Origin of the sequence: Tannerella forsythia 92A2 (assembly GCF_000238215.1) — a bacterium.
Classification (GTDB): Bacteria; Bacteroidota; Bacteroidia; order Bacteroidales; family Tannerellaceae; genus Tannerella; species Tannerella forsythia.
The window spans coordinates 831,373-855,063 of the sequence record NC_016610.1 but is presented as its reverse complement, the minus strand read 5'-3'; the positions used below and the strand labels follow the sequence as shown (position 1 = coordinate 855,063).

19 protein-coding genes are annotated in these 23,691 nt (G+C 49.1%); 4 read left to right on the top strand and 15 right to left on the bottom strand.

Annotation, left to right across the window (positions count from 1 at the left end; genetic code table 11):
* The first annotated feature begins 70 nt into the window (after positions 1–70).
* On the top strand, positions 71–1,063 hold the full coding sequence (locus BFO_RS03460) for a hypothetical protein (RefSeq protein ID WP_014224214.1): 993 nt from the start codon (positions 71–73) through the stop codon (positions 1,061–1,063).
* 96 nt (positions 1,064–1,159) lie between these two features.
* Here the strand turns inward: BFO_RS03460 and BFO_RS03455 are convergent, their stop codons facing one another.
* The 14 genes from BFO_RS03455 to BFO_RS03390 form a co-directional block, all read right to left on the bottom strand.
* Positions 1,160–2,068, bottom strand: coding sequence for a CvfB family protein (locus BFO_RS03455; RefSeq protein WP_014224213.1), 909 nt, complete (start codon positions 2,066–2,068; stop codon positions 1,160–1,162).
* Between the two features lie 176 nt (positions 2,069–2,244).
* Positions 2,245–4,872, bottom strand: a complete 2,628-nt coding sequence (locus BFO_RS03450) for a peptidase associated/transthyretin-like domain-containing protein (RefSeq protein WP_014224212.1) — start codon at positions 4,870–4,872, stop codon at positions 2,245–2,247.
* A 186-nt stretch (positions 4,873–5,058) separates the two neighbouring features.
* Complete coding sequence (locus BFO_RS03445) at positions 5,059–5,910, bottom strand: GLPGLI family protein (protein WP_014224211.1); 852 nt, start codon at positions 5,908–5,910, stop codon at positions 5,059–5,061.
* Positions 5,911–5,938: 28 nt separating this feature from the next.
* Positions 5,939–6,148: a hypothetical protein gene (locus BFO_RS03440; RefSeq protein ID WP_014224210.1), complete on the bottom strand. Its 210-nt coding sequence runs from the start codon at positions 6,146–6,148 to the stop codon at positions 5,939–5,941.
* Between the two features lie 145 nt (positions 6,149–6,293).
* Positions 6,294–7,793, bottom strand: coding sequence for a histidine ammonia-lyase (gene hutH / locus BFO_RS03435; protein ID WP_014224209.1), 1,500 nt, complete (start codon positions 7,791–7,793; stop codon positions 6,294–6,296).
* 14 nt (positions 7,794–7,807) lie between these two features.
* Positions 7,808–8,437 (bottom strand): cyclodeaminase/cyclohydrolase family protein, encoded by a 630-nt coding sequence (locus BFO_RS03430; RefSeq protein WP_014224208.1) that lies wholly within the window; start codon positions 8,435–8,437, stop codon positions 7,808–7,810.
* Positions 8,438–8,498: 61 nt separating this feature from the next.
* Positions 8,499–8,879 (bottom strand): four helix bundle protein, encoded by a 381-nt coding sequence (locus BFO_RS03425; RefSeq protein ID WP_014224207.1) that lies wholly within the window; start codon positions 8,877–8,879, stop codon positions 8,499–8,501.
* A gap of 100 nt (positions 8,880–8,979) precedes the next feature.
* Positions 8,980–10,218, bottom strand: a complete 1,239-nt coding sequence (gene hutI, locus BFO_RS03420; RefSeq protein WP_014224206.1) for an imidazolonepropionase — start codon at positions 10,216–10,218, stop codon at positions 8,980–8,982.
* A gap of 58 nt (positions 10,219–10,276) precedes the next feature.
* Positions 10,277–11,173, bottom strand: a complete 897-nt coding sequence (gene ftcD, locus BFO_RS03415) for a glutamate formimidoyltransferase (RefSeq protein ID WP_014224205.1) — start codon at positions 11,171–11,173, stop codon at positions 10,277–10,279.
* A gap of 142 nt (positions 11,174–11,315) precedes the next feature.
* Positions 11,316–14,240, bottom strand: coding sequence for a VIT domain-containing protein (locus BFO_RS03410; RefSeq protein ID WP_014224204.1), 2,925 nt, complete (start codon positions 14,238–14,240; stop codon positions 11,316–11,318).
* 29 nt (positions 14,241–14,269) lie between these two features.
* Positions 14,270–14,575: a hypothetical protein gene (locus tag BFO_RS03405; RefSeq protein WP_014224203.1), complete on the bottom strand. Its 306-nt coding sequence runs from the start codon at positions 14,573–14,575 to the stop codon at positions 14,270–14,272.
* Positions 14,576–14,623: 48 nt separating this feature from the next.
* On the bottom strand, positions 14,624–15,634 hold the full coding sequence (locus tag BFO_RS03400) for a DUF6624 domain-containing protein (protein WP_014224202.1): 1,011 nt from the start codon (positions 15,632–15,634) through the stop codon (positions 14,624–14,626).
* A 4-nt stretch (positions 15,635–15,638) separates the two neighbouring features.
* Positions 15,639–17,627 (bottom strand): urocanate hydratase, encoded by a 1,989-nt coding sequence (locus BFO_RS03395; protein WP_014224201.1) that lies wholly within the window; start codon positions 17,625–17,627, stop codon positions 15,639–15,641.
* 118 nt (positions 17,628–17,745) lie between these two features.
* Positions 17,746–19,152, bottom strand: coding sequence for a Gfo/Idh/MocA family protein (locus tag BFO_RS03390; RefSeq protein ID WP_014224200.1), 1,407 nt, complete (start codon positions 19,150–19,152; stop codon positions 17,746–17,748).
* Between the two features lie 275 nt (positions 19,153–19,427).
* Here BFO_RS03390 and BFO_RS03385 point away from each other — a divergent pair, with 275 nt between their 5' ends.
* On the top strand, positions 19,428–20,864 hold the full coding sequence (locus BFO_RS03385; protein ID WP_041590637.1) for an arylsulfatase: 1,437 nt from the start codon (positions 19,428–19,430) through the stop codon (positions 20,862–20,864).
* A gap of 97 nt (positions 20,865–20,961) precedes the next feature.
* A complete protein-coding gene (locus BFO_RS03380) occupies positions 20,962–21,351 on the top strand; it encodes a DUF6249 domain-containing protein (RefSeq protein ID WP_014224196.1) in 390 nt (129 codons plus the stop codon).
* Positions 21,352–21,756: 405 nt separating this feature from the next.
* Here BFO_RS03380 and lgt read toward each other — a convergent pair whose 3' ends face one another.
* Entirely contained in the window at positions 21,757–22,593 is an 837-nt protein-coding gene (lgt, locus tag BFO_RS03375; RefSeq protein WP_143596091.1) for a prolipoprotein diacylglyceryl transferase, read from the bottom strand.
* A 134-nt stretch (positions 22,594–22,727) separates the two neighbouring features.
* Between lgt and BFO_RS03370 the strand changes: the two genes are divergently transcribed.
* The gene (locus BFO_RS03370) at positions 22,728–23,618 is read left to right on the top strand and encodes a DUF4372 domain-containing protein (protein ID WP_041590636.1); all 891 of its coding nucleotides are present in this window, start codon (positions 22,728–22,730) and stop codon (positions 23,616–23,618) included.
* The last annotated feature ends 73 nt before the right edge of the window (positions 23,619–23,691 follow it).

Genomic DNA, 23,691 nt, shown 5'->3' with positions numbered 1-23,691 from the left:
GGTTCACAAAACTGTTATTTCAAGATAATAATTTTAATACTTATATTTGTGCAATCAATAGGATACAGAAATGAATACTAAGAGTTTGATATATTTATTTTTATTTAGTATATTGGCAGCAGGTTGCCGCCGCGAACGCAACCATCCGGTCGACTTTTATTACTGGAAAGCCGATGTACATATCGGTGAGACGGAAAAAAATTATTTCGACTCGCTGGCTTGTGAGAGGCTTTTTATCCGACTTTTCGATATCGATCTCCAAGAAGGAAAGCCGGTGCCCGTAGCTAAAATCAAACGTTTCGATGCAGCGGTCCTGCCGGCGGAATATGTACCGGTCGTGTTCATTACGAACCGTACGTTTCTCGATATGACGGACGAAAAGATCGACGAACTCGCCGAACATACCTTAAAACTGATTCGGGACATCGCCACCGTCAACCGTTTTCCGGAAATACGCGAAATTAAGATCGACTGTGACTGGACGACACGTACCCGAAACGCGTACTTCCGTTTCCTCGAAGTGCTGAAAAAACATTCAGCGAAGAACATATCGTGTACGTTACGCCTGCATCAGATCAAGGACAGGAAACAGACGGGCGTGCCGCCGGCCGACAAGGGTTACCTGATGTGCTACGCGACCTCCGATCCCACCGGAGACGATTCGGCCAACTCGATCCTCGACCTCTCGCTACTCAAGGCTTATACCCGAAATATGAACGATTATCCGTTAACGTTCGATGTAGCGCTTCCGCTTTACTCGTGGGGGATCGTCACCAATCATTTAGGCTGGAAGAAGCTCGTCAATGGGCTTTCGGTCGAGGATATGCAGCCGCCTCTCTTTCGTCAAATCGGCGAACATACATTTGAAGTAGAGCAGGATTGTTTTCTGCATGGGTTGTATATCACTAAAGGTTTTACGGTGAAACTCGAAGAAATTACGCCCGGGTTGCTGGCTGAAGCCAGAGACTATTTACACCGGAAGATAGACCGTGATTTCCGCATTGTCTATTTTCACCTGAGCCAGGGCTTTTTAAAACGATTTACCATTCAAGAACTGAAATGACTCTCCAGTTTTTCTTAAAAGTAAATATGGTGTCCGCATAATTCTCTGAAAAGTTGCATATTTTCGGTCGTAAGAAGCAAAGGATTTCTCAACCGTTTACGATGTTCCTGCTATATCGTCGCGGACGAAGATACCGTCAAGTATATTATCACAGTCCGGAGGGCTTTCGCTTTTCATTCCTTTTTGTGTGATTCCGTTTTCACCGAGGGTGATGAGTTGTTGCTTGTAAAGGGATCCGATGGCTTTTTTAAAGCTTTTCTTACTGCATCCCAAAAGGGCATAGATTTCGTCGGCTTCGCTTTTATCGTGCAGCGGCAAGGTACCGTTGTTTTGCTCCAATGCCCGGAGAATCTGTTGGGCGATACCTTCTACCTTATCGTAGCCAAGAGGCTGAAGACTCACGTCGATCTTGTCGTCTTCACGCACTTCTTTGATATAGCCTTTTGTTTTCTCACCTTTGCGAAGGGTACGGAAGACCTCGTTGCGGTAGAGTAGTCCCCAGTGTAGGTGATTGATGATAACCTTGTAGCCAAGCTCGGTCTCGTCGGCCACGATGAGATCAACCTCCTGATTATATTCGTAGCGTGGCGGCAGATTATCGAGGAACTTGTCGATACGCGCCGAGGCCACTACACGTTGGGTAATGAAATCGAGGTAGACGTAGACCAGATACCACCGTCCGGCGATCATCTCGGTTTTCTGCTCCCGATAGGGCACGAGGAGTTCTTTCATCAGCCCCCATTCGAGGAAAGCACCGGCATTTGTCACCTGATTCACCTTCATCCACTGAAATTCGCCAACGGTGGCCAGCGGACGCTGCGTGGTAGCAATCAGACGCCCTTCGTTATCGTGGTAAATGAATACTTCGATCTCGTCGTCGATGTCCAACCCTTCGGGCACAAAACGCTTCGGCAGGAGGATTTCATGTTGATCACCTCCGTCCAGATATACGCCGAACGCCACTTTCTTTACGACACGTAACGTGTTATATCTTCCTATCTTCACGGTTATTCCTGTTTTCGTCCGACAAAGTTAGAGATTAAATTTGGTATACGAAAGAGCTTTATCCGTCGCAGCAGGGAGGGTATTTATATCTTAAAATCAAACGGCCCTGACGGGCGGGCTATCTTTGTGATCGTAAATGGAAAGAATGACGGTGCACGGGGAATAGCGTCTGTTGTTCAATGTTTGAATCGGATGCTGATCAGTACTTCCGACGGGCGGAGACGTTCGGTGTACATGACAGTATTGATCGTACTGTATCGAGTGGTGATATGCTCTTTGCGGTTCAGCAAGTTCGTCCAGTCTAAGCCGATAGTCAGATATTTGAAGGCATAGAGAATACCTAAATCGGCAAATAGCAGATTCGAGGACGATGCACCGGGGGCTTTGTTATAAAAGTGTTGTAAGTTGAGCGTGAAAGAAAGTTTGTCGGTAGCTCCAAAAAACGTGTAGAGCCGATGCTCGACGAGAGGAATATAGGTAGGGACAGGTTGACGATTCACACTGATCCCGGAAAGAGAGGCGTCCATTGTATAATCGAAATTTAGTTTTGGGCTTGCGTTCCATCTCAACGAAGGCTCGATACCCAATGAATGGTTGATATAATCATAATTCGTTCCTTGCTGTTCGATGGATGAGCCGGATCGGTTGTACGATAGGCTGAGACCCGCGATAAGCGATATGCCTGTAAACAGCTTGTTTACCGAGAGACGGTTTGTCCAAGAAGAAAACGTTTTGTTACGCACTTCCTGACCGTAGAACGCATACATATCACGGATGAAACTTACGGGTATCAGGTTATCATTGTATTGTGAATAAATTATATTGTAATTCAATGTCATAAACTGTGAGAACGTTTTGTATGTTGCGTCAACGTCGATCGTTTGTGTGGCTTTGCGTTGCAGTTGATCGATGCCGCGCGAAAAAGTGTTATAGCGTGTCATCATGTAGCCTGTTTCCATCCCGTCAAGATTTCCGTAGCGGACGTTGCGTGAATAGCCCGCACTGAGTTTCAGGCCGCTCTTTGAATCAAATATGACACGCATGTGCGGGTTGATGTACGTGTGTCGGTTTCGTCGACCCGAATAATCCGTGTGCAGAGAATTGACAGCGAAAGAAGTACGGATGTTCCATTTACCGTAGATGAATCGGTACGAGGGTTGGGCGTAGAATCTACCCGAGCGCCATTGTAAGTCGTTCGTGTAATGGCCTGCCACTTCGGGATACGGTGTCAGTTGACTTCGTATACGTTGCCATGTAAGGATGCCACCCATTGTAAGATCGAACGTATGATGGCGTCGCTTATATCCTGCCGTCGCGTATGTATGGCTGAAGGCTTCGTCGAATGTTACCGACTGCTTTACCGCCTGTACACCGAAGAGCGGTAACGTATCTGTTGACTCAATGGTAAGTTGTTGTGGCATACGTGTATATTCTGTCTCGTTTTCCACACCCAGCGATACGTTGCCGATGAGACGGGAAAACGATGTCTTGTTTCTTAGATGTATGCGCGGCAACGTCATTTGCTGTGTCATCTGATGACGAGGAGCCTTGATGTCTGCTGCAATATCTTTCCAATGTACGTTCGCCGTCAGTTTTTCTTCGAGGTAATAGGTCGACTTATTGGCCTGGAAGGTCAGTTCGCTTTCTGTCTTGTGCCAGTTCGCTGCCTGCGATGTGTAATCGCGCAAAATGACGGGAGGGTGTTTTTTGAAGTGATACGCCGTTTCTATGCTTCGCTCACGTTCTTCGCGCTCGTATCCGTAGTTTATGTTCAGTCGTAGATCCGTATCTGCAGCTGTGCGCCGCAAGTGATTGAGGGAGACAATAGAACTTGTATTGAAGCGTGCGCGGTCGCGTACAAACAGATCAGCAGACGACCGGATGGGCCAAAAACGGTCTGAAGGCCCCTCATCTTGGCCTAAAACGAATACCTTGCCTCTTGCACCAAGCGAATGAAGCTTCAACTCCTGAAAAATATCTGTTCCCGTATTGTCGATTTTTCCTACGATGAGCGTCTGATTCTTTTGGGCAAAGCGTGCCGACGTTGCCGTAGCGTTATAGAGTGGTGGCCATGCACCCAGACCAAAATCAATCGCGTATAACCATCGGGCGCGCGCTCCTTCTTTGAGTTTGATATTTAACGCTGCTTGCTCCGGGTCGCTTCGTCCGCGCATCATCTTGATCGGTTCGTGATTCTCGTAGACTTGTACGGTGGCGATATCGGAAGGTGAAAGATTCTTCGTGGCCAGCGAATAGCGACGTTCTAGGAGATTCATGTCCTCGATATAAAAGCGATTGATGGGTTTGCCGCCGTACTTTACTTGGCCGTCTTTTCGCACCTCAATGCCCGGCATGCGTGCCAGCACATCGGCCAGCGAACGATCCTGCGGACGGATGAAGTTGGCCATGTAATAGTTGATCGTATCGCCTTGCCGACGAATAGGAGACGAAGTGATCTTAACCTCCCGCAAGGGAATGACGGACTCTTTGAGGGCGATATCGAATACTTGCAAACGGGAGGAAATTTTCTGTTTGAACGTTTCGTAGCCTACGCACGAGGTAGAGATAAGGAAAGTTTGTCGCTTCTCGTCGGGATAATCAATGGTGTAGAACCCATTTTCGGTCGAAAAAGCATAGGCCAAGATATTAGCCCCATCCTCACTCATAAGCATGACGTACACATTCGGTACCGGTTGATCCGTTCGGACGTCCTTAATTTGCCCCGTGAGTGACTGTTGCGCTACAGCCATCGTCGTAATGCACCAAGCGAAAAACCATATGAAGTATCGTCTTACATGATTCATCGTATACCTCTCTGTTTGGATGTATCGTACCGAACACCTTGTGCGGAGTATGAAAGTATTCGGTCGGATTGTATGCCGCTGAGAGACTCTGCTTTATTGAAATGATAAAATTTTACTTTCGAGGTCAAACGTTTTGTCTTTTGGATGAAATGAGCTATAAACAGGGTGTCTCTGATTATTTATCTCTTATTTTTCCAGCGGAATATAGTCTTTCTTTATTTTATGGGTGACAGGGCTTCCATCCTGGCTCATATGGATATTACGCCCGAATTCGATACGTGAAAAAGCGGCGAAGTCTTCGTTGAATGTTTTTTCGTATTGTTGGTACGTTTTCTTGGTAATATGCTTGTATGCTTCGCCTGCATACGCCCCTTTTCCTATATCGAACTTATGATGGACATAAATAATAGGCGTGGACGATGATTGTTTTTCAAAATTATTCAGTTCGTAGCGAAAATATCTGTCTTTATCTTCGGCTCTTACAATCAATCCCGGAAGTCCCCATAATTTCCAGGGGCCTTTATTTATCGGGATATCTGTCGTGAAATAGACTTCCCATTCGCGCCCCAGATACCGGGTCGTTGCGCGTCGGCAAGAATAGCCAACAAAGGTCATTGTGTCGTCGAGTATCGTCCATTTCGGCATTACAAGCGGTTCTTCATACATATATCCATAAAGAACGTATTCCGTAGTAACACGTACTTTCTTTATATCTTGCAATATATAATATATATGAGGCGTACCTCGTTGATAACCTCTTGCCGCCTCTACGGCTACTTCGGGAGATGAATTCTTCATCATTGCCGCATGGCGGATAGAGTCTCTCACCTCCTGGTTACGGCTGTAAAACTTGGACGCTTTCTTACCCATATCAAGATACATTAAATCACTCTTGGCATACTCGGTTTGATCCGGGCGAGTCTTATACGAAAACGTATAGACCGCCCGAAACACGGCATCGTCAAGTTTTTCCTGCGACAGTGCATTACAAAATGAAACTGCCGCAAAAAGAAAAATAAACATCAGCCTTTTCATCATTCTCTTCTTTAAGGACTACCTTGTTTTCTTACTCTTCATCATCGCAAAAAGACTCCATCATGTCAAGATAATCCGCGGCAACATCAGGATTAGAGAAGGCCGGATCGCAAACGGTAATACCTTGACAAAAACTGATAATACAATCTTGGTCGACGTGTGCTTGCGTTGCAGGACTACTGTTAACTGATACTGCTCCGGTTACCGCCACTAAGCCTAAGGCCAAAATAAACTTTTTCATTTTATAACTGTTTTATATGTTAATGTATGCAAAGTTTGAAAAAAAGAGAAGATATGTGCAAATATTTTTATATGTTGTACAGCATATAAATCTTTTTTAATATATTATTATTTTTGATACTCCGCCCCCCCCTTCCGGTCGGTGATTACAGATGGTCTACTTGCGTTCTTTTCAGGAAGGCGACCGTCTTATGTATCTCTTTATACATCACGATATCGTCCTTGACGAACGGCACTTCCTTGCGATAGGCGTGCATGAACCGTTCCAGGATGGGGGAGCTTTTCAGCGGCCGGCGGAACTCCATGCCCTGCGCCGCATTCATCAGCTCGATGGCCAGAATCAGCTCCAGATTGTTCATCACCCGGTAGAGCTTCGTGGCGGCGTTTGCGCCCATGCTCACGTGGTCTTCCTGTCCGTTGGACGAGACGATCGAGTCGCTCGAAGCAGCGTGGCAGTACATCTTGTTCTGGTTCACCATAGCGGCTGCGGCGTATTGCGGAATCATAAAGCCGGAGTTAAGTCCCGGATTGGCGACGAGGAATTCTGGCAGTCCGCGGAAGCCCATAATCAGCTGCGCCACGCGTCGCTCGGAGATGTTGCCCAGCTCGGCCAGCGCAATAGCCAGAAAATCGAACGAGATAGCCAGCGGCTGACCGTGGAAGTTCCCGCCCGAAATAATCAGGTCTTCGTCGGGGAAGATGGTCGGGTTGTCCGTTACGGAGTTGATCTCGGTCAGCAATACAGAGGCCACGTAACGAATGGCATCTTTCGTTGCACCGTGCACCTGCGGGATGCAGCGGAACGAGTACGGATCCTGCACGTGCGCTTTAGGCTGAGCGATGATTTCGCTGCCTTCGAGGAAATGGCGGAATGCTTCGCCGGTTTCGATCTGTCCCTTGTGCGGACGAATCTGATGGAGGCAATCCATGAACGGCTCGATGCGTCCGTCGAAGGCTTCGAGCGAGAGGGAGGCAATCAGGTCGGCCATTTTCGAGAGACGGCGCGCTTTCAGAATCGCGAATACGCCGTTGGCGCTCATGAATTGAGTACCGTTGAGCAACGCCAGTCCTTCCTTGCTCATCAGCCGTACAGGCTCCCAGCCGAACTCGTCGAGCACGCTGATGGCCTCGCACTTTTTCCCTTTGTAATAGACGTCGCCCACGCCGATGAGTGGCAGGAAGAGGTTGGCCAACGGCGCAAGGTCGCCCGATGCACCCAGCGAGCCGCGGTCGTACACGATCGGCATCACATCGTTGTTGAAGAAGTCGAGGATGCGCTGTACGGTGATTACCTGCACGCCGCTGTGCCCCAACGAGAGGGCGTAGGCCTTGAGCAGCATCATCAGCTTGATCACGACAGGCGGTATCTCTTCGCCTACGCTGCACGCATGGCTCTTGATGAGGTTCTCCTGAAGCGTCCCCAGCTCGTCCATCGAGATGTTTTTGTTACACAGCGACCCGAATCCGGTGGTGATGCCGTATAACGGTTCGGACGAGGCTGCTATTTTGGCATCGAGATAGTCGCGGCACGTCTGGATGCGCCGACGGGCTTCGGGCGCCAGTTCGAGTTTGAGGTTCTCACTGATGATCTGTTCGATAATGTCGAAGGTCAGTTCGCCGGAACCGATTTGATATACGTTCTTCATAGTGTAGTCTGTATTTATTGGAAAACCGTTTTAACGTATTCGAGCACCTGCTGTTCGGCGGCGAGCGTCTCCCGCTCGAGCCGCTCGGCCTCGGCACTCATCTCTTTCACAAACGCCTCGTCGGTAATCGACGTCAGGTTAATGCGCACGTTCAGCAGTGCTCCCAGCACGGCCGTGCGGGCGCACATCATGGCTACGCAGGCATCCGTCACCGCGTTGCTGTTGCCTTTGCGCGCTACCGTATCGATAAGCGGCAACATGGCGTGAGCCGTACGGGCTACTTCCATCGGCACCTGTGCGGCGTACTTCGTCTCACGCTGGATGGCTTCCGTGCGAACGGCCTTCTCTTCGTCCGTCTCTTTGGGCAACTTGAAGGCGGCAAAGACGCGGTCGTATGCTTCGGCGTCGCGGTCTACGTCGTTTAATAATTGAGCGGATAAGCCCGTCAGACGCGCCGACAGCTCCTCCATCTCGTCATTGACCTCGGCGTACTTCTTACGCCCCACGGTCAGATTGGCCACCATGGCCGCTAACGAAGCTGCCAGCGAACCGTTCAATGCGGAAACGCTTCCGCCTCCCGGCACAGGATCGTTGCCGGTTACTTTGTCAATAAATTCTTTGACTGTTAAATCTTGTAAGTTCATATTCTTCTAAATTATTTAGTGAAAAACGAAAAACGAAAAACTAAAAGTGAAAAACGAATAACTAAAAGTTGGGGGATCGTTCTTTTTCTTTCAGGCTTTTTTTGGATGTCTTTACGGTCGATACGAGCAATGAAATGATTTCTTCGCAATCCTTTTTTAAGGAAACGGAAAGACTCTCTTCCATATAGCCGGTATCAAAAATCAAAGACAACCAGTAATGCGTTTCGTTAGCTTCTTTTAGCGCAATACTCATTTTATGAACGAAATCGGCTTTACTCTGACCGAACTCCGCTTCTCGAACCAAGGCACCTATGGATGTTCCGCTTCTCAAAATCTGACGGCTTAAGACAAGCTCCATCCTGTCGCTCTGAAGCATTTGAGCAAGTCGCACGATCCTTATCGCAAAATGATAACTCTTCGTTTTCAAAATGGAGTCAGCCATAATTTTTCACTCTTCACTTTTCACTTTTCACTCTTCACTCTTCACTTTTCACTCTTCACTCTTCACTTTTCACTCTTCACTTTTCACTTTTCACTTTTAGTTATCTAATCACTCTTCCTCCCTTAATTACTTTTTCCACGATATTCATCCCTACATGGTAGGGCAGGAACTTGTACGACGGGAATTGCAGCAGCACCAAATCGCCCTGCTTGCCCACATCGATGCTGCCGATCTTGTCGGCACGACGAAGGGCTGCCGCGCTGTTGATCGTCAACGCCGTTACAGCTTCTTCGGGCGAGAGCTTCATATAAATACAGGCGATGGCGAACAGCAACGGTACGGAGGCGCTGAACGAACTGCCGGGGTTCAGATCGGTCGCCAGCGCTACGACGCATCCGGCATCGATCATCTCACGTCCTCGCGCATATTCTTCGCGCAGCGAGAAGGCGGTGAGCGGCAGCAGAGTAGCTACCACGCCCGCTTCGGCCATGGCGCGGATGCCCTCGTCGGAGGCTTGCAGCAGGTGATCGGCCGAAGTACATTTCAATTCGGCGGACAGCTCGGCTCCTCCGAAACGGACAATCTCGTCGGCATGAATCTTCAATTCGAAGCCGTGCTCGCGGGCCGCTTGCAGGTAGCGGCGCGACTGCTCAATCGTAAAGACATTCTTCTCGCAGAAGACATCGGCGAACTCGGCCAGTTGCTCCTGCGCCACAAGAGGAAGCATCTCACGGATGTTGAAGTCGATAAACTCGTCTTCGCGTCCTTTCCATTCGGCCGGCGTCGCATGAGGTCCCATAAACGTGGGAACGACGTCCATCGGATGTTCGCTGTTGAGGCGACGCATCACACGGAGCTGCTTCAATTCGGTCTCCCTGTCGAGCCCGTAGCCGCTCTTTCCTTCGACGGTCGTGATGCCGAGGCGTATCATCGCGTCGAGCCGTTGGCAGCCTGCTTCGAACAGCTTCTCCTCCGACGCTTCGCGCGTAGCCCGTGTGGTGTTGACGATACCTCCTCCGCGATTCATGATGTCCATGTAGCTGTCGCCGCGCATGCGCCACGAGAATTCCTCCTCACGATAGCCGCCGAACACAAAGTGGGTATGCGGATCGACAAAACCGGGCAACAGCGCTTTGCCCGTGCCGTCGAGGATTTCATACTCCGCCTCGTTGACGGGAACCGGTTCGCCCGGTTTCAGCACGTGCGAAATGATCCCGTCCGTCACAACGACCGTCCCATGCTCGATGACATGCAGTTCCGACATTTCCTTTCCGCGTTTCGGGACAAATCCGCTGCATGTAACGACTTGCGACGCGTTTTTTACAATCAGGTTGTTCATTGGATCCGTTTAAAATATGTTTACCATCAATCTGAACAAGTACTATCGTTCGAAGCGTTTACTCCATGATGCGCGATTCGAGCACCTGATCCATTGAGAATTTTTCGATTCCCAGATAATATTCGGCACAGTCGATCAGCGCCTGCATCGGTACGAGTCCGATCACTTCGGCACCTACGACGCTCACGCCGTAACGTTGCGCTTCCATACGCACCATTTCGTGTGCGCGGTAGATAGCCGTCTTCGTGAAGTCGGTCAGGTTCATCGATACCTGCACGATGCCGCGATCGGTCAGTTCCACGCCCATGGCCTTGCAGAAGCGGAGGCCGCCGCCGAGGAAACGCACTTTCTTGGCGATGGCATCGGCAATGGAGAGATTGCCGGTATTGAGGTTCACGTTGTAAGCCACCAGCGGCATCCGTGCTCCGATGGCTACCGTTCCTGCCGTGGCATGACGCTCGGCCGGACCGAAATCGGGACGCCATTCGGGTTGTTTGATCTTCTCGGCCATCCCTTCGAACTCTCCTTTGCGTACGGCGGCCAGATTCTCGCGGTGAGGCGCCGAAGCCGACTTCTCATAGAGGAATACGGGCAGGGCATACCGTTGAGCCACCTGCTCGGCCACCTCTTTCGAGAGGGCAATGGCTTCGTCCATCGTCGTGTTCTTGATCGGGATAAACGGCACCACATCTACCGCTCCCATGCGGGGATGCTGGCCGCTGTGCTTGTTCAGGTCGATCAGTTTCACAGCTACGCCGATCGCCTCGATCACGGCATCCCGTAACGGGGCAGGCTCGCCCACGACGGTAACGACTAAGCGGTTATGGTCTTCGTCGTTGCTGTAGTCCAAGAGTTTTACATTGTCTTTTCCGCGGAAACACTCCACGATTTTCTCGATTTTTTCTTTGTCGCGCCCTTCGCTAAAGTTGGGAACGCATTCGATGATTTTGTTCATGATTGATTTACTATATTATGATATTAAAAAATAAATTCTGTAATGATAGATTGTTGTAGCAGCGGCTAATGATTATTCTGCAATTCGTTGTCACAACTTGTAGCAATCGAATATTTTTGCATTTATCTTTATATGTTCTGTTTTATTCCTTCAAAAAGCTCCCGACGTCAATCACCTCTTTCTGATCGACTAACCGAACAACACTCTCCTGCCTTCTCTGTGCTGGTGTACCGTAATCAGTAAAGAACTCAATGCGTAGACTTACGGGGAAGAGTTGTTTCTGCGATCTTGTACTGAAATAATTGACTTTGACATTGTAGCTGCCTTTTATAGCTCTCTTCAGCATAAACTCTTCCGGTCCATAACCTTGAGTAATGTCGTTGGAGATTTTTCCGCCCAGATACGTCAATACGTTGCTATAGTAGCATTTTTCTTCTTTCGGGTCAATCACCCACAAGTCCATATCGGAATTATCCGTGTCCCATGTAAGTACGACGCGTATGTCGACCGGTTCATTCTTAAGCAGTCTTTTCTCGACGAACGAGACATCTACATTCTTGTTTGCGTTAGCTATGGCGTTAATTTCGTTCATCGCTATCAACTGGATGCCCCTGAAACGATTGTCCCAACGATGCGTTACTACCTCATAGAGCATTTTCACAGCCTCGTCGAACTGCTTGTGTTGCGCCAGTGCCAGTCCCAAATCGCGATACGTCTGTGGCTCTTCTTTACGGATCGTCAATATCTTACGGTATATGGATACGCACTGCTCCGTAAAGCCGTATTGGAGCAGTTTTTGCCCCAGCATACGCAATATCTGTGCTTCGGCCAGATTCAGTTCGGCCAGATTCGAGATCACCAGTAAGGCGGTATCTTTTTTGTCGTTTTTGAAGAAATAGTCGGCAGCGTCTACGTAAAATGCGGGTATTTCGCCATATTCAATTTTCATTTTCAGGTATGTCTCGTACGATTTTTCGACATCAGCATACTCCAGTACTTTTAGATAAGGCGTTTCAGGATTCCATTCGTTCAGTTGTATCTTCGGAGACGAAACGTGCGGCGCACGTTCTGTTACTACGACTGCTTGCAAATCAGATTCTATCTTCGCCACCTCTTCACTCGCGACAGCCTCATTGAGCACCCCGTGGCTGGCTGCGCGTCTGGTGGCATACGCAACCACAATCTCTTCTTCTACTAATTCGGAAGAATCATTGGATGAGTGGGCTGTTTTTTTCGAATCCGGCTTTTCGGTTTTTACTGGGAAATCGGTTTTCCACCAATCGGTCTGCGCATTCGATAGGGCAATTACCTCTTCGATCATTTGTTTCTTTTCCGCTTTTTTTTCGACAGCAGCCTTTTTTTCTTCGGTTTCTTCCTCTTTCAGGATCGAATAATATAGTTCCTGCAACTCGGCCGGCGGTATGATTTTATAATGTACATAGTCTGCAATATTCTCTAAAACAATTAGTGAGGTGCCTTCCGTTACGATGCTGTACTCCTTTCCGATCGCATCGATTTCGGTTTGCGGCCGGCCTTCTATCTGTCGTTGTACGATGTTCTTTTCGGCCCAAATGCGACGGAGCAGAGTGAACCGTTTCGTGTCGGTACCTGTTTCTTTTTTTATGTCGATCGTTTGTTTTTGTACCACTTTATTACCGTATCCGAACGAGAGTTCGAGTGTCGCCGTTTCGCTGAACATTTCACCCGACAGGGTGAAATGCCGTTGAGTAACCACCGCTTTCGCTTTCGGGTAAATATCCGAAACCTGGCCTGAAAGTACTTTCACTTCGATCAGTCGATAAGGTATTTGCATCATTTCGCGTGCCAATTGTTCCACCTCATTGCGTGTCAGATCAATATAACGGGCGCCGGTCGCGAAGGCCAGATAGTTGAGTTTTTCGGGGTGGGCCGTCCTGTTTGAGTTGATGACATAGACAGGCTTCCGTACCCGTTGAACCAACTCTGCGAAATCGGTATCGGTGTCGAAGTTGAAAATACCGTCAGTAAAAAGGAGGTACTCATCGGCGTCAGGGACGAACGACAGTGCTTTCAGGCTAGTGGCTCCGTCATAAGTGATTTTTTCGAGTGCTGATTTTAATGCGTTCCAAGCGCCGTTTCGAAGAGTGAACTGTTCGGGTTTGCCGGCTTGAATATGGAATGTATTCAGCTCGATATCTGCTTCTTGTACCTGCCTGAAATAAGCCTCTAATAGCTGAAACTCTTTAGTAAAATTGCGTTTACGACTCGAATTGGAGGCATCCCACAGGATGACTATTTTTTTCGGGAGCGTTTTCTGCTCGTCGGCTCTCTCCGGCTGCATTAAACTGCCATAGAAGTATGTTTTTTTGCCCTCTGATGCTACGATGACTTGCGGCTTTTCTACTTTCGGGAAGAGGAGGGAGATATCGTCTGAAAGTGTGTAGTCTGTCTTGCAGACTTCGGTGAGATAGGAGTTGCGCGAATGGGTGAACGAGAGTCCCAGCGAATTTTCGGTGTCGACTTCTACAAAACGCGAAACGATTTCGGCCTTGAGCGTGAAATTCTTCAAGGTTATCGGGCTCTTGATCGGCAGGAAATAAGCATCCTTCCCCTTACGATCATGTAATTCTTGTTCAAAAGCGATCAGTACGCGGCGGGTACCTTTGGCCGGCATCGGATAGATGCGGGCTTTGAAATTGTTGCCTTCCGTTTTTTCGAGTAAACCGGGGTCGACATTGCGTCTGACGACACTCTCGAACGCTTCTCGTCCTCGTGCCTTATCTACCACGACTCCTTCGCGCATGCGACCGTCTATATCGAGCGCAAACCGCGATACCTGCTGGCCGTCTGCGAGCGGAAACTCGAACTCGCCCTCCATCACGCGACCATTCGGATTATAAAACACCATCTCCATCGTAGTAACGGCTGTTTGTCCTACCACATAAATGTCGATATGCATATCTTGTAAGACAATTGGGGTAACGTTCGATTCACGTACGATGCTCATTTTCGGGATCACGTTCTGAGCCGAAATTGCCAAGGAAATGACAGATAACGAAGATGCAATGATTTTTTTCAGATTCTTCATGATGTTATTGTTTAAATTTAGATCGTGATTCAGCTAATCAGTTGTTTCTCAATTTTTTCATAAATCAATTGCTTTGAGTTATCCATATATGGATACTGACGTATCAATGGATGAAAAACAGCCTTGTGTGCGGGCAGGTCAATCGAATGATTCCGAGTATCAAGCATTGTAAATTTCAGGTTGAAATGGTTGCCGGCATACTCGAACGGGATTCCATCGGCCATACCTAATATCAGCTCCATATCACTTTGTGCATTCAACCGGTCGGTAGGCACCGATCCGAAGGCGAAGCACTTGTTTTTATGATAATGGCAATATAAACTTACAATTTGCATAAGGTGGGGCTGAAAAAAGAATTCTTACACATTCATTTTACCAACCATTTATTTCATCTTCGATCGTCGGTAATACGTCCAAATTTTGGGCAGATCTTTTTGATATTGGACCAAGTCCCATTTCTGTCCCATCCCTTCGAGATATTCGGCGAGCGGTCCCATGCCCATCGCGGCACGTCGTTCGTCTACATGTTCGACGTCTTCGATGGGAACGACGAAAAAGAACGAACGTCCATCCTCCTCTTTTATTTTATAAGTCTGCGTTCCATAGACTTGCTCGCGTCCTTCATGCATACGGATACGGTCTACCAGATAAGCATAGTACATCGGAACTGTGCGCTTTTCATCAACAGCCGCCTTCAGCATCGGCAAGTAGCGGACAGCTACTTCCGGCCGTTGGTCAGCATGCTGGATGCATAGCCAAAGCGTCTGATCGGCCGATGCTCCTAACACATCCGCTCCCGGCCACTTGCCGAAAGCATCGAGAATCTGTGCTGCACGTCGGGTATTTCGCTCGTCTACACGCCGCATTTCATTCCGAACTTGTGCCTTAGTGGTGTCAGCTGTCTCTTTCGGCAGATTGATCCACAATACCCTGATTCCTTGATCTTCGCGTTGGATACGCCATATTTCGTCGCGGATGTCGGCATAAGGTACGGACTTTACGGAGTCGAGCCATCTTTCATACTTCTCCCAGCCCGACAGTGACCGGAAGAAGGGATGATATTCCGTATTCGAGAGGTAATAATACGCTAAAGCGTCTAATTCGGGGGCGGCTGTCAAGCTCTCCAAGTAGGATTGAACGGCCTGTCGATCACCTTGATGAATGGCACTGTCTAAATAAATTTTCGAAGCCTCCGCCGCATATCGCATAAAAATATCCGGATAGACCTTCCTGAAAGCGATACTGTCACTTGCTTCCAGAAAAGTAATGCATCGACCGATTAAATCTTCCGATGATTGGGCTTTACCCTCTCCCCAAAAGAAGATGCAAACGAAAAGCATCGTTAGACGAGTACAAATCAGGGAAGCGATTCGCTTATTACGTAATCTTGACATCTTATTACTCCTGTTTGAGTATGCGCTTTATCAACTCCTCATTCACCAGATACGGTTCCGTGATATGATACCCGTCGGCATGCGACCGGTTAAATTCGGCGACGGTGCTCATGGCGTTCGCGTTGCGTGCCCACGAGCGGCGGGCTACACCTCCCATCACGTCCCAGAGCATGGACGAACGCAGAATCTGATCGACGCGTTCGCTGCCGTCGCACACCATGCCGAAGCCTCCGTTGATGGCTTTGCCGATGCCCACGCCTCCTCCGTTATGCAGCGCTACGAGGCTCATCCCGCGGGCGCAGTTGCCGGCGAAGCACTGTACGGCCATGTCGGCCATTACGTTGCTTCCGTCCTTAATGTTCGAGGTCTCGCGGAAGGGTGAGTCGGTGCCGCTCACGTCGTGATGGTCGCGGCCGAGCATAACGGGGCCGATCTCGCCCTTGCGTACCATCTCGTTAAACTTCAGTGCGATGGTCATCCGTCCTACGGCATCCTGATAGAGGATACGCGCTTGTGTGCCTACCACTAACCGGTTCTTCTCGGCGTCGCGAATCCAAATCCAGTTGTCCATATCCTGTCCGCGGCGGTGAGGATCGATGCACTCCATGGCGGCACAGTCGGTCTTGATCAGGTCTTCGTGTTTGCCGCTGAGGCAGACCCAGCGGAAGGGGCCGTAGCCGTAGTCGAACAGTTCGGGCCCCATGATGTCTTCGACGTATGACGGCCAGATGAACCCGTCTTTGTCGTCGATGCCGTTTTTCGAGATCTCTTTCACGCCGCTGTCGTAGATGGCTTTCATAAATGAGTTGCCATAGTCGAAGAAGTAGGTGCCGCGGGCTACAAGCTCTTTCACGACGTTGAAATGGCGTCGGAGCGAGGCGTCGACGAGCGTATGGAATTTCTCACGGTCTTCTTTGAGCAACCGTGTGCGTTCTTCGAACGAGATGCCGGCCGGACAATATCCTCCGGTGTAGGGTTCGTGGCAGGATGTCTGGTCGCTCAGCAGTTCGATATGGATGTTCTTCTCCACCGCATATTCGAGCAGGTCGACCACGTTTCCGTGATAAGCGATGGAGAGTGGTTCGCGGCGTTTCATGGCATCGTGCGCCCATTCGAACGCTTCGCCGGCATGGGGTGTGATGCGTTGCACCCATCCTTGCGAGTGGCGCGTTTCGATACGCGAATAATCAACTTCGGCTACGATCGATGCGGCACCGGCAATGTCGGCGGCTTTCGGCTGTGCGCCGCTCATGCCGCCCAATCCGGACGAGACGAAGAGATGTCCGCGCAGGTCACCGTCCTGCGGTACGCCCAGCTTCATGCGTCCGGCGTTAAGCAGGGTGTTGAACGTGCCGTGCACAATCCCTTGCGGACCGATGTACATCCATCCGCCGGCCGTCATCTGACCGTAGTTGGCGACACCCATCTGTGCGGCGATCTCCCAGTCGGCGAGGTTATCGAACTGTCCGATCATCATCGAGTTGGTAATGATCACGCGCGGTGCGTCGGGCTTGGAGCGGAATAAGCCGAGCGGATGCCCGCTCTCGATTACGAGTGTTTGGTCTTGCGTAAGCTCTTCCAGATACTTCATGATCAGACGGTACTGCATCCAGTTCTGGCATACCTGTCCCGTTTCGCCGTATGTAACCAGCTCGTATGGGTAGAGGGCGATATCGAAACAGAGGTTGTTATTGATCATCACCTGAAAAGCTTTGCCTTCGATGCACTTTCCTCGGTATGCGTCGATGGGCTTGGCTTTCAGGTCGCCCTCGGGGCGGTAGCGGTAACCGTAGATTTTTCCACGCGTTTTCAGCTCGTCTAAAAATTCGGGAGCAAGTGTCTCATGCAGTTCGCACGGAATATAGCGCAGGGCGTTTTTTAGCGCGGTTTCGGTTTGTGCCGGAGAGAGGCGGAAACCGCGATCAGGGGCACGGCGTATGCCTTCCCGAAACTTCGGATACGAAGGCAACGTGCTTTCAAGGGAGATTTTCATATTCGATTATCTATTATTGTTTCATCTTCTTCTATTGTTGGGGGCGCAAGTTAGAAAGAAAAAAGGAGAAACATGATTTTATTTCTTTTTTTCGGATATCGGATACGCCCCGACCGGTTTATAAGGCAAAAGCCGGTTGGCGATGAATCCACTGCCCGCGTGTGAAGTCGGGGAAGTCTACCACCGCTCCTCCACGTGCAATCGACATTTCCGACAGCCCCGAAATGGCGCTCCATGCGGCCGCGTCGTAGCAGTCCATCGGCGTCGGTTTCTTGTTGCGGATCGCATCGATAAAGTCATGCATCATGATGTAGTCCATCCCGCCGTGACCGGCTTCTTTGGCCTTCAATTCGAGGGTGCTCCACAGCTTGTGGTCGTATTTCTTAAACCAGTCATCCGACGCATCCCAGCGATGAGGCTTCGACTGTCCTTCGACATAGACATGGTTGCCGTCGTTCATCCACAGCCCTCGCGTGCCCTGAATGCGGAAGCCAAGCGAATAGGGGCGGGGCAGGTTGGTGTCGTGCGTGACGATGACGGTCTGCCCGTTGGCGCATTTAATCATCGAGGTGACGATATCGCCGAGGTTAAAGTGAATCTTCGCATACGGGTGGTTTGCTCCGCCTTTGTCTACGACGAAGTTGTGTAACCCGCGCGACTGGGTGGCCATCGAAGTGAGTGACAGGAAGCGGTTGCCCCGGTTTATGTTCAGGCAGTTGGCTACCGGTCCGATGCCGTGTGTGGGATAGATGTCGCCGTTACGGGTGACGGAGTGCTGTGTGCGCCATTGCGCTTCGGCGTAGGCCGTGGGACCCATCCGCAGCTCGCCGCCTTCCTGATAGGTGTAATGTATGCCGTCGTTGAACTTGACATCGCGCAGATCGTGCTGATAGCCGCATGTGCCGTGTATCATCTCGCCGAACAGACCCTCGCGCACCATCCGTAGCGCGGCCATCACGTCGCGGCGATAGCATACGTTTTCGAGGATATTCAGGTGTGAGCCCGTCGCTTCAGAAACATTGACGAGGTCCCAGCATTCTTCGACCGTATTGGCGGCCGATACTTCGACACCGACGTATGGCACACCGGCCTTCATCGCCGCGACAGCCATCGGCACGTGCCATTCCCACGGACTGGCAATGATCACGCAGTCGAACTCCTCATTATTCAGCATCTTCTCAAACTCGCGCTCGCCGCCGGTGTACACCTTCGGCTCGGGTACGTTGAACTTGGCGATATGCTTCAACGTCTTCTCCAACGGTCCTTTTTGTATGTCGCAGATGGCTACGATCTTGTTGCCCTGTATGCCTAACACATTGTTGATGTGTTCCTGGCAGCGCGAACCGGTACCGATAAAGCCGAAGCGTAGCATGCCGTCCGACTTGCCTGCCGGTTTCTTCTTTTGCTGTGCCGCTTCGCCCGGCTGATTTACTGCGGCCATGGCCTGATCGGTCACAGCCAGTCCTGCGGCACCGATACCGGCAGCCGTTACTTTCTTCAAAAAATTGCGTCGAGTATTTTCCATATCGAAATTGTTTAGTGATTATAATGTTCTATTTTGTCGCCAAAGGTACGATATATTTTTGGCAAAGCTGCTGTCTGCCCTATGCTTCTTTTTGCGGCCGAGACTACGTGTGAATTTAGCATAACCGTCATGTTCCTTTGATTGTTATACGGTTCTGTAAAAGGGCGAACAGGGCTTGTTTTTTCGGATGGCAGATAAGATCATGATTTTTTTTGTATGTTTGCCATTGATTCGCATTATTCGCAGAACGAGTTATACATACAAACGGAAACATCATGAGACATCCCGCAAAACCGGCTTTTTGGATTTCCGGATCACTGCTTTTAGTCGCAGGCCAAACAGCTACGGCGCAAAACATAAAATATCCGATGGATAGGCCGAATGTCGTTTTTATCATTGCTGATGATTTAGGGTACGGCGATTTGAGTTGTTACGGACAGGAAAAGTTCCGGACACCCGAGATCGACCGTGTGGCGCTGCATGGTATGCGTTTCACACAATGTTATTCCGGCACAACGGTCAGCGCCCCTTCACGTGCCAGTCTGCTCACCGGCCTTCATACGGGACATACGTGTGTGAGAGGGAACAAGGAAGTAAAGCCTGAAGGGCAATTTCCGTTGCCACATGGCACGAATACTTTCTTTAAACTGTTCAAGGAGGCCGGCTATACAACCGGAGCCTTTGGGAAATGGGGCTTAGGATCGCCCGGGTCGGAGGGGGATCCGAACCGACAATACGTCGATGAGTTCTGGGGATACAACTGCCAACTGCTGGCGCATAATTATTATCCCGATCATATCTGGCACAATGGCCGGCGCATCGAATCTCCCGACAACGAGAACGGTGCGTTCGGTACGTATGCGCAAGACCTGATTCACGAGAAATGCCTTGCTTTTCTCGACGAACATCACCGTACGCCGTTTTTCCTTTTCGTGCCTTGTGTGCTGCCTCATGCCGAGCTGCTTGTACCCGAAGACAGTATCCTCCGTACGTTCCGCGGAATGTATCCGGAGAAGCCTTATCGCGGCATCGACGACGGGCCGACATTCCGTAAGGGCGGTTACTGCTCGCAGGCTTATCCGCGCGCCACTTTCGCCGCCATGGTCTGCCGTTTCGATAGATATGTCGGGCAGATTGTGCAAAAACTGAAAGAGCTGGGAGTGTATGATAACACGTTGATCATCATCACCAGCGATAACGGGCCGCATCAGGAGGGAGGCGCCGATCCGGACTTCTTCAACAGTAACGGCATCTTTCGAGGCTATAAACGCGACCTCTACGAAGGAGGTATTCGTGTGCCGATGATCGTTGCATGGAAAGGACATGTGGCTGAGGGAACGAGTAACGACCTCGTATGTGCTTTCTGGGACTGGATGCCTACCTTTGCCGAACTGACGGGAACTCGAAACGTGCAGACCGACGGTATCAGCATACTGCCTGCAATCACCGGTAAAGGAAAGCAAACAAACCGCGATTATCTGTATTTCGAATTTCTGGAACTGGGCGGACGGCAAGCTGTTCGTAAAGGTGATTGGAAGCTGATCCGGCAGAATATCCGCAAAGACGGAGGCGTTTACGAATTATACAATATCTCCTCCGATCCGTCGGAAAATCAAAATGTTATTACTGACTATCCGCAAAAAGCCGATGAGTTACGGGTGCTTATGGAACAGTCGCATGTTGACGATCCGAACTGGTCGCTTTTCAACTGACGGAAAAAAGAGAAGGGCCGTTTATTGAGTGTAACTTTTTTTCGAGACGTACGTCAAAAGGGTAAACAAATTACTTACCATTTAAAATTTTAACAATATGTCAGAATTAGTACCTATTTTTGTTGTATGGATCGTATTTTATTATACGTATAAGTTGATCGGATTGTATGCCCGGCGGAAAGAACGGTTGTTGATGATTGAGAAAATGAATGCCGTGGGAGATGTGGGAATTGATGACAAAGAGTTATTTGCACATTCATTTACGGCATTACGTGTCGGTTGTCTGTTGATCGGAGTCGGAATAGGGTTGTTGATCGGAGTCATAATCCAGACGATGCTTGTCAGCGCCGGATACGATATGAACCAGTGGGCTGATCGTAAACTGTTTGAAATATCGCTCACGGCATGCGTACTGCTCTTCGGAGGACTCGGGTTGCTGGTTTCCTACCCTCTCGAACGCAAGTTTTTCCCTCCCCAAAAGGACTAAAAAAGTGTTTCAGGTACGGATGCTTAACTCTTTGTGATTCATCTGTAACACATCTGCTTAAACGTAGTCTGATCTATCCGAAATTATGGATGTTCGCTAAAACTTTTTGAAGGATAAAAATTAAGGCTGGATTCCTCGCTTGGAATTCAGCCCTTTTAGTTATCTTTCCTCTATAAAACCGAAAAGAGAATCCCGCTCATACAGCTAAAAAGTGCAATTACAGATTATTGATCGACGCTGTGAGTTATCCGCCAAACTTCAAATCAAAAATTTACAATAGGAAGAATTGCGGAGAATCATTTTTAGCTAAATACCAAGAAGCCTTCGTGTACGCTCGTTACGCCTGCCGAAAGCTATACCGTTTCCATTCCCAAAGGCGTCTGCGAAGAACTTCAAAACAAATTGTTATGACCGTATCCGAAACGATGCCTTCCTTTTCAGAAACATAAGAAATATGCCGCAGAGGATAAACGGGAGACTGAGCATTTGTCCCATATCAAACGGCAACCCTTCTTCGAACGAGACTTGATGTTCCTTCAGAAATTCGATCAAGAAGCGAGCCGTAAACAGGAGAACAAGCATCAGTCCAAATAAAAAGCCTTCAGCCTTAATATTTTTCCCTCTATACAATCCGTAGACGAAAGCGAAAATAAAGAGGTAGGCAATGGCCTCGTATAGTTGTGCCGGATGCCTCGGTATCACATCAACACGCTGGAAAACGAAAGCCCACGGCACTGTTGTTGGATAGCCGATGATTTCGGAGTTCATCAAATTTCCCAGACGAATAAATGCTCCTGCTAAAGGGGCAACTACAGCTATTTTATCCAAGACTGCCCAAATTTTTTCCTTATATTTTCTCGCGTAAGCCATAATGGCCATCCATACCCCGATAGCACCGCCGTGACTAGCTAATCCGTGGTAACCGGTAAAGCGAAGAGAACCGTTGATCCACTGGACGGGCAATAGCATCTCTAAGGGATGAGACAAATAATAGCCCGGTTCATAGAATAAGCAATGGCCTAATCTCGCACCCACTACCGTCCCAACAAATATATACATGGCCAAATGCCATAAATGCTCTGAGGAGAGTTTTTCTCTTTTATACATCCCTTGAACAATCCGGTAACAGAACATTAACCCCGAGACGAACAACAGACTGTAATACCGGATGGAAATCATTCCGAAAAGATTCACAATTTCGGGATCTACATCCCACTGAACAAATATGTACATACCCATCACATTCCTAACAATAGAGTGCAAACTTACATAAAAAACCATTACTGACCGACAAAAGTTTAGAATAAAAATAAGGGGCTCCACCGAAGCATTGCCCCCAAAGTTGTAAATTTGTATTGCAACGCAAATTCTCAACTATGGGCAAAGATAATATAAAGAAATTAGTCGGTCAGCCGATTTTCAAACAAATCGTAAAAATACTTCCGCGTGAGCAGTTTGACATCTTGGTACGACAATGCGGCAGCGACCGTTATTATAAGACATTTTTTTCGTGGGATCAACTTATCGTGATGTTGTTCGGGATATTTTCCCGCTGCGATTCTATGGGCGAAGTCTGCGACGGTATGCGGGCATTGGAAGGCAAGCTGAACTACCTGAACATGGATTGTGCGCCGGCGAAGAGTACGGCGGGTGACGCCTTGCGCGAGAGGAGTGAAGAGCTTTTCAGGTTGTATTACTTTGCTTTGATAGCCTATTTCCGTCCGCTTTTGTCGGTCAGCCGGAAAAAGGACGTGGGTTTCGAGGAGTTTTACGCCTTTGACTCCACTACGGTGACCTTGTTTTCGGACATCATGAAAGGTGTGGGGCGCAACCCCAAGGACGACGGGAAGAAGAAAGGCGGGCTGAAAGTCCACATGCTGACCGACGTACACGCCGACACGGTCGTTTTTGCCACCATCAGCGAGGCGAAAATGCACGACAAGAAGTTTCTGTCCCACCTGAATCCGTCGAAAGGCAGCATGCCGGTCTTCGACAAGGCGTACAATTTCTATTGTCTGTTTTCCGACCGGACAAAAGAGGGGGTCAACTTTGTCTGCCGGTTGAAAGACAATGCCAAATCTCAATTACAGGAAGTCTTGTTCGAGAAGGAACTCAAAAAAGAAGAATCCGGTGTTTACAAAATAGAACATATCCACCTGGATTATAAACACGGGGAAAGAAAAAAGAGACTCTTTGTCTGCGTTTGGTTTATTACAAGGACGAGAAAGGCAGGAAATACAAGTTTATCACCAACAACTGGGAGATAAGGCCCGAAGAAGTCGCTTTGATTTACAAATATAGGTGGACTATAGAGCTGACATTCAAAAAAACTGAAACAAA

What these genes read in the sequence shown, in the direction of transcription:
- BFO_RS03460 (WP_014224214.1), top strand. Translation starts at nt 71, where the DNA reads ATGAATACTAAGAGTTTGATATATTTATTTTTATTTAGTATATTGGCA.
- BFO_RS03450 (WP_014224212.1), bottom strand. Translation starts at nt 4,872, where the DNA reads ATGAATCATGTAAGACGATACTTCATATGGTTTTTCGCTTGGTGCATT.
- BFO_RS03445 (WP_014224211.1), bottom strand. Translation starts at nt 5,910, where the DNA reads ATGATGAAAAGGCTGATGTTTATTTTTCTTTTTGCGGCAGTTTCATTT.
- BFO_RS03440 (WP_014224210.1), bottom strand. Translation starts at nt 6,148, where the DNA reads ATGAAAAAGTTTATTTTGGCCTTAGGCTTAGTGGCGGTAACCGGAGCA.
- hutH (WP_014224209.1), bottom strand. Translation starts at nt 7,793, where the DNA reads ATGAAGAACGTATATCAAATCGGTTCCGGCGAACTGACCTTCGACATT.
- BFO_RS03430 (WP_014224208.1), bottom strand. Translation starts at nt 8,437, where the DNA reads ATGAACTTACAAGATTTAACAGTCAAAGAATTTATTGACAAAGTAACC.
- BFO_RS03425 (WP_014224207.1), bottom strand. Translation starts at nt 8,879, where the DNA reads ATGGCTGACTCCATTTTGAAAACGAAGAGTTATCATTTTGCGATAAGG.
- hutI (WP_014224206.1), bottom strand. Translation starts at nt 10,218, where the DNA reads ATGAACAACCTGATTGTAAAAAACGCGTCGCAAGTCGTTACATGCAGC.
- ftcD (WP_014224205.1), bottom strand. Translation starts at nt 11,173, where the DNA reads ATGAACAAAATCATCGAATGCGTTCCCAACTTTAGCGAAGGGCGCGAC.
- BFO_RS03410 (WP_014224204.1), bottom strand. Translation starts at nt 14,240, where the DNA reads ATGAAGAATCTGAAAAAAATCATTGCATCTTCGTTATCTGTCATTTCC.
- BFO_RS03405 (WP_014224203.1), bottom strand. Translation starts at nt 14,575, where the DNA reads ATGCAAATTGTAAGTTTATATTGCCATTATCATAAAAACAAGTGCTTC.
- BFO_RS03400 (WP_014224202.1), bottom strand. Translation starts at nt 15,634, where the DNA reads ATGTCAAGATTACGTAATAAGCGAATCGCTTCCCTGATTTGTACTCGT.
- BFO_RS03395 (WP_014224201.1), bottom strand. Translation starts at nt 17,627, where the DNA reads ATGAAAATCTCCCTTGAAAGCACGTTGCCTTCGTATCCGAAGTTTCGG.
- BFO_RS03390 (WP_014224200.1), bottom strand. Translation starts at nt 19,152, where the DNA reads ATGGAAAATACTCGACGCAATTTTTTGAAGAAAGTAACGGCTGCCGGT.
- BFO_RS03385 (WP_041590637.1), top strand. Translation starts at nt 19,428, where the DNA reads ATGAGACATCCCGCAAAACCGGCTTTTTGGATTTCCGGATCACTGCTT.
- BFO_RS03380 (WP_014224196.1), top strand. Translation starts at nt 20,962, where the DNA reads ATGTCAGAATTAGTACCTATTTTTGTTGTATGGATCGTATTTTATTAT.
- BFO_RS03370 (WP_041590636.1), top strand. Translation starts at nt 22,728, where the DNA reads ATGGGCAAAGATAATATAAAGAAATTAGTCGGTCAGCCGATTTTCAAA.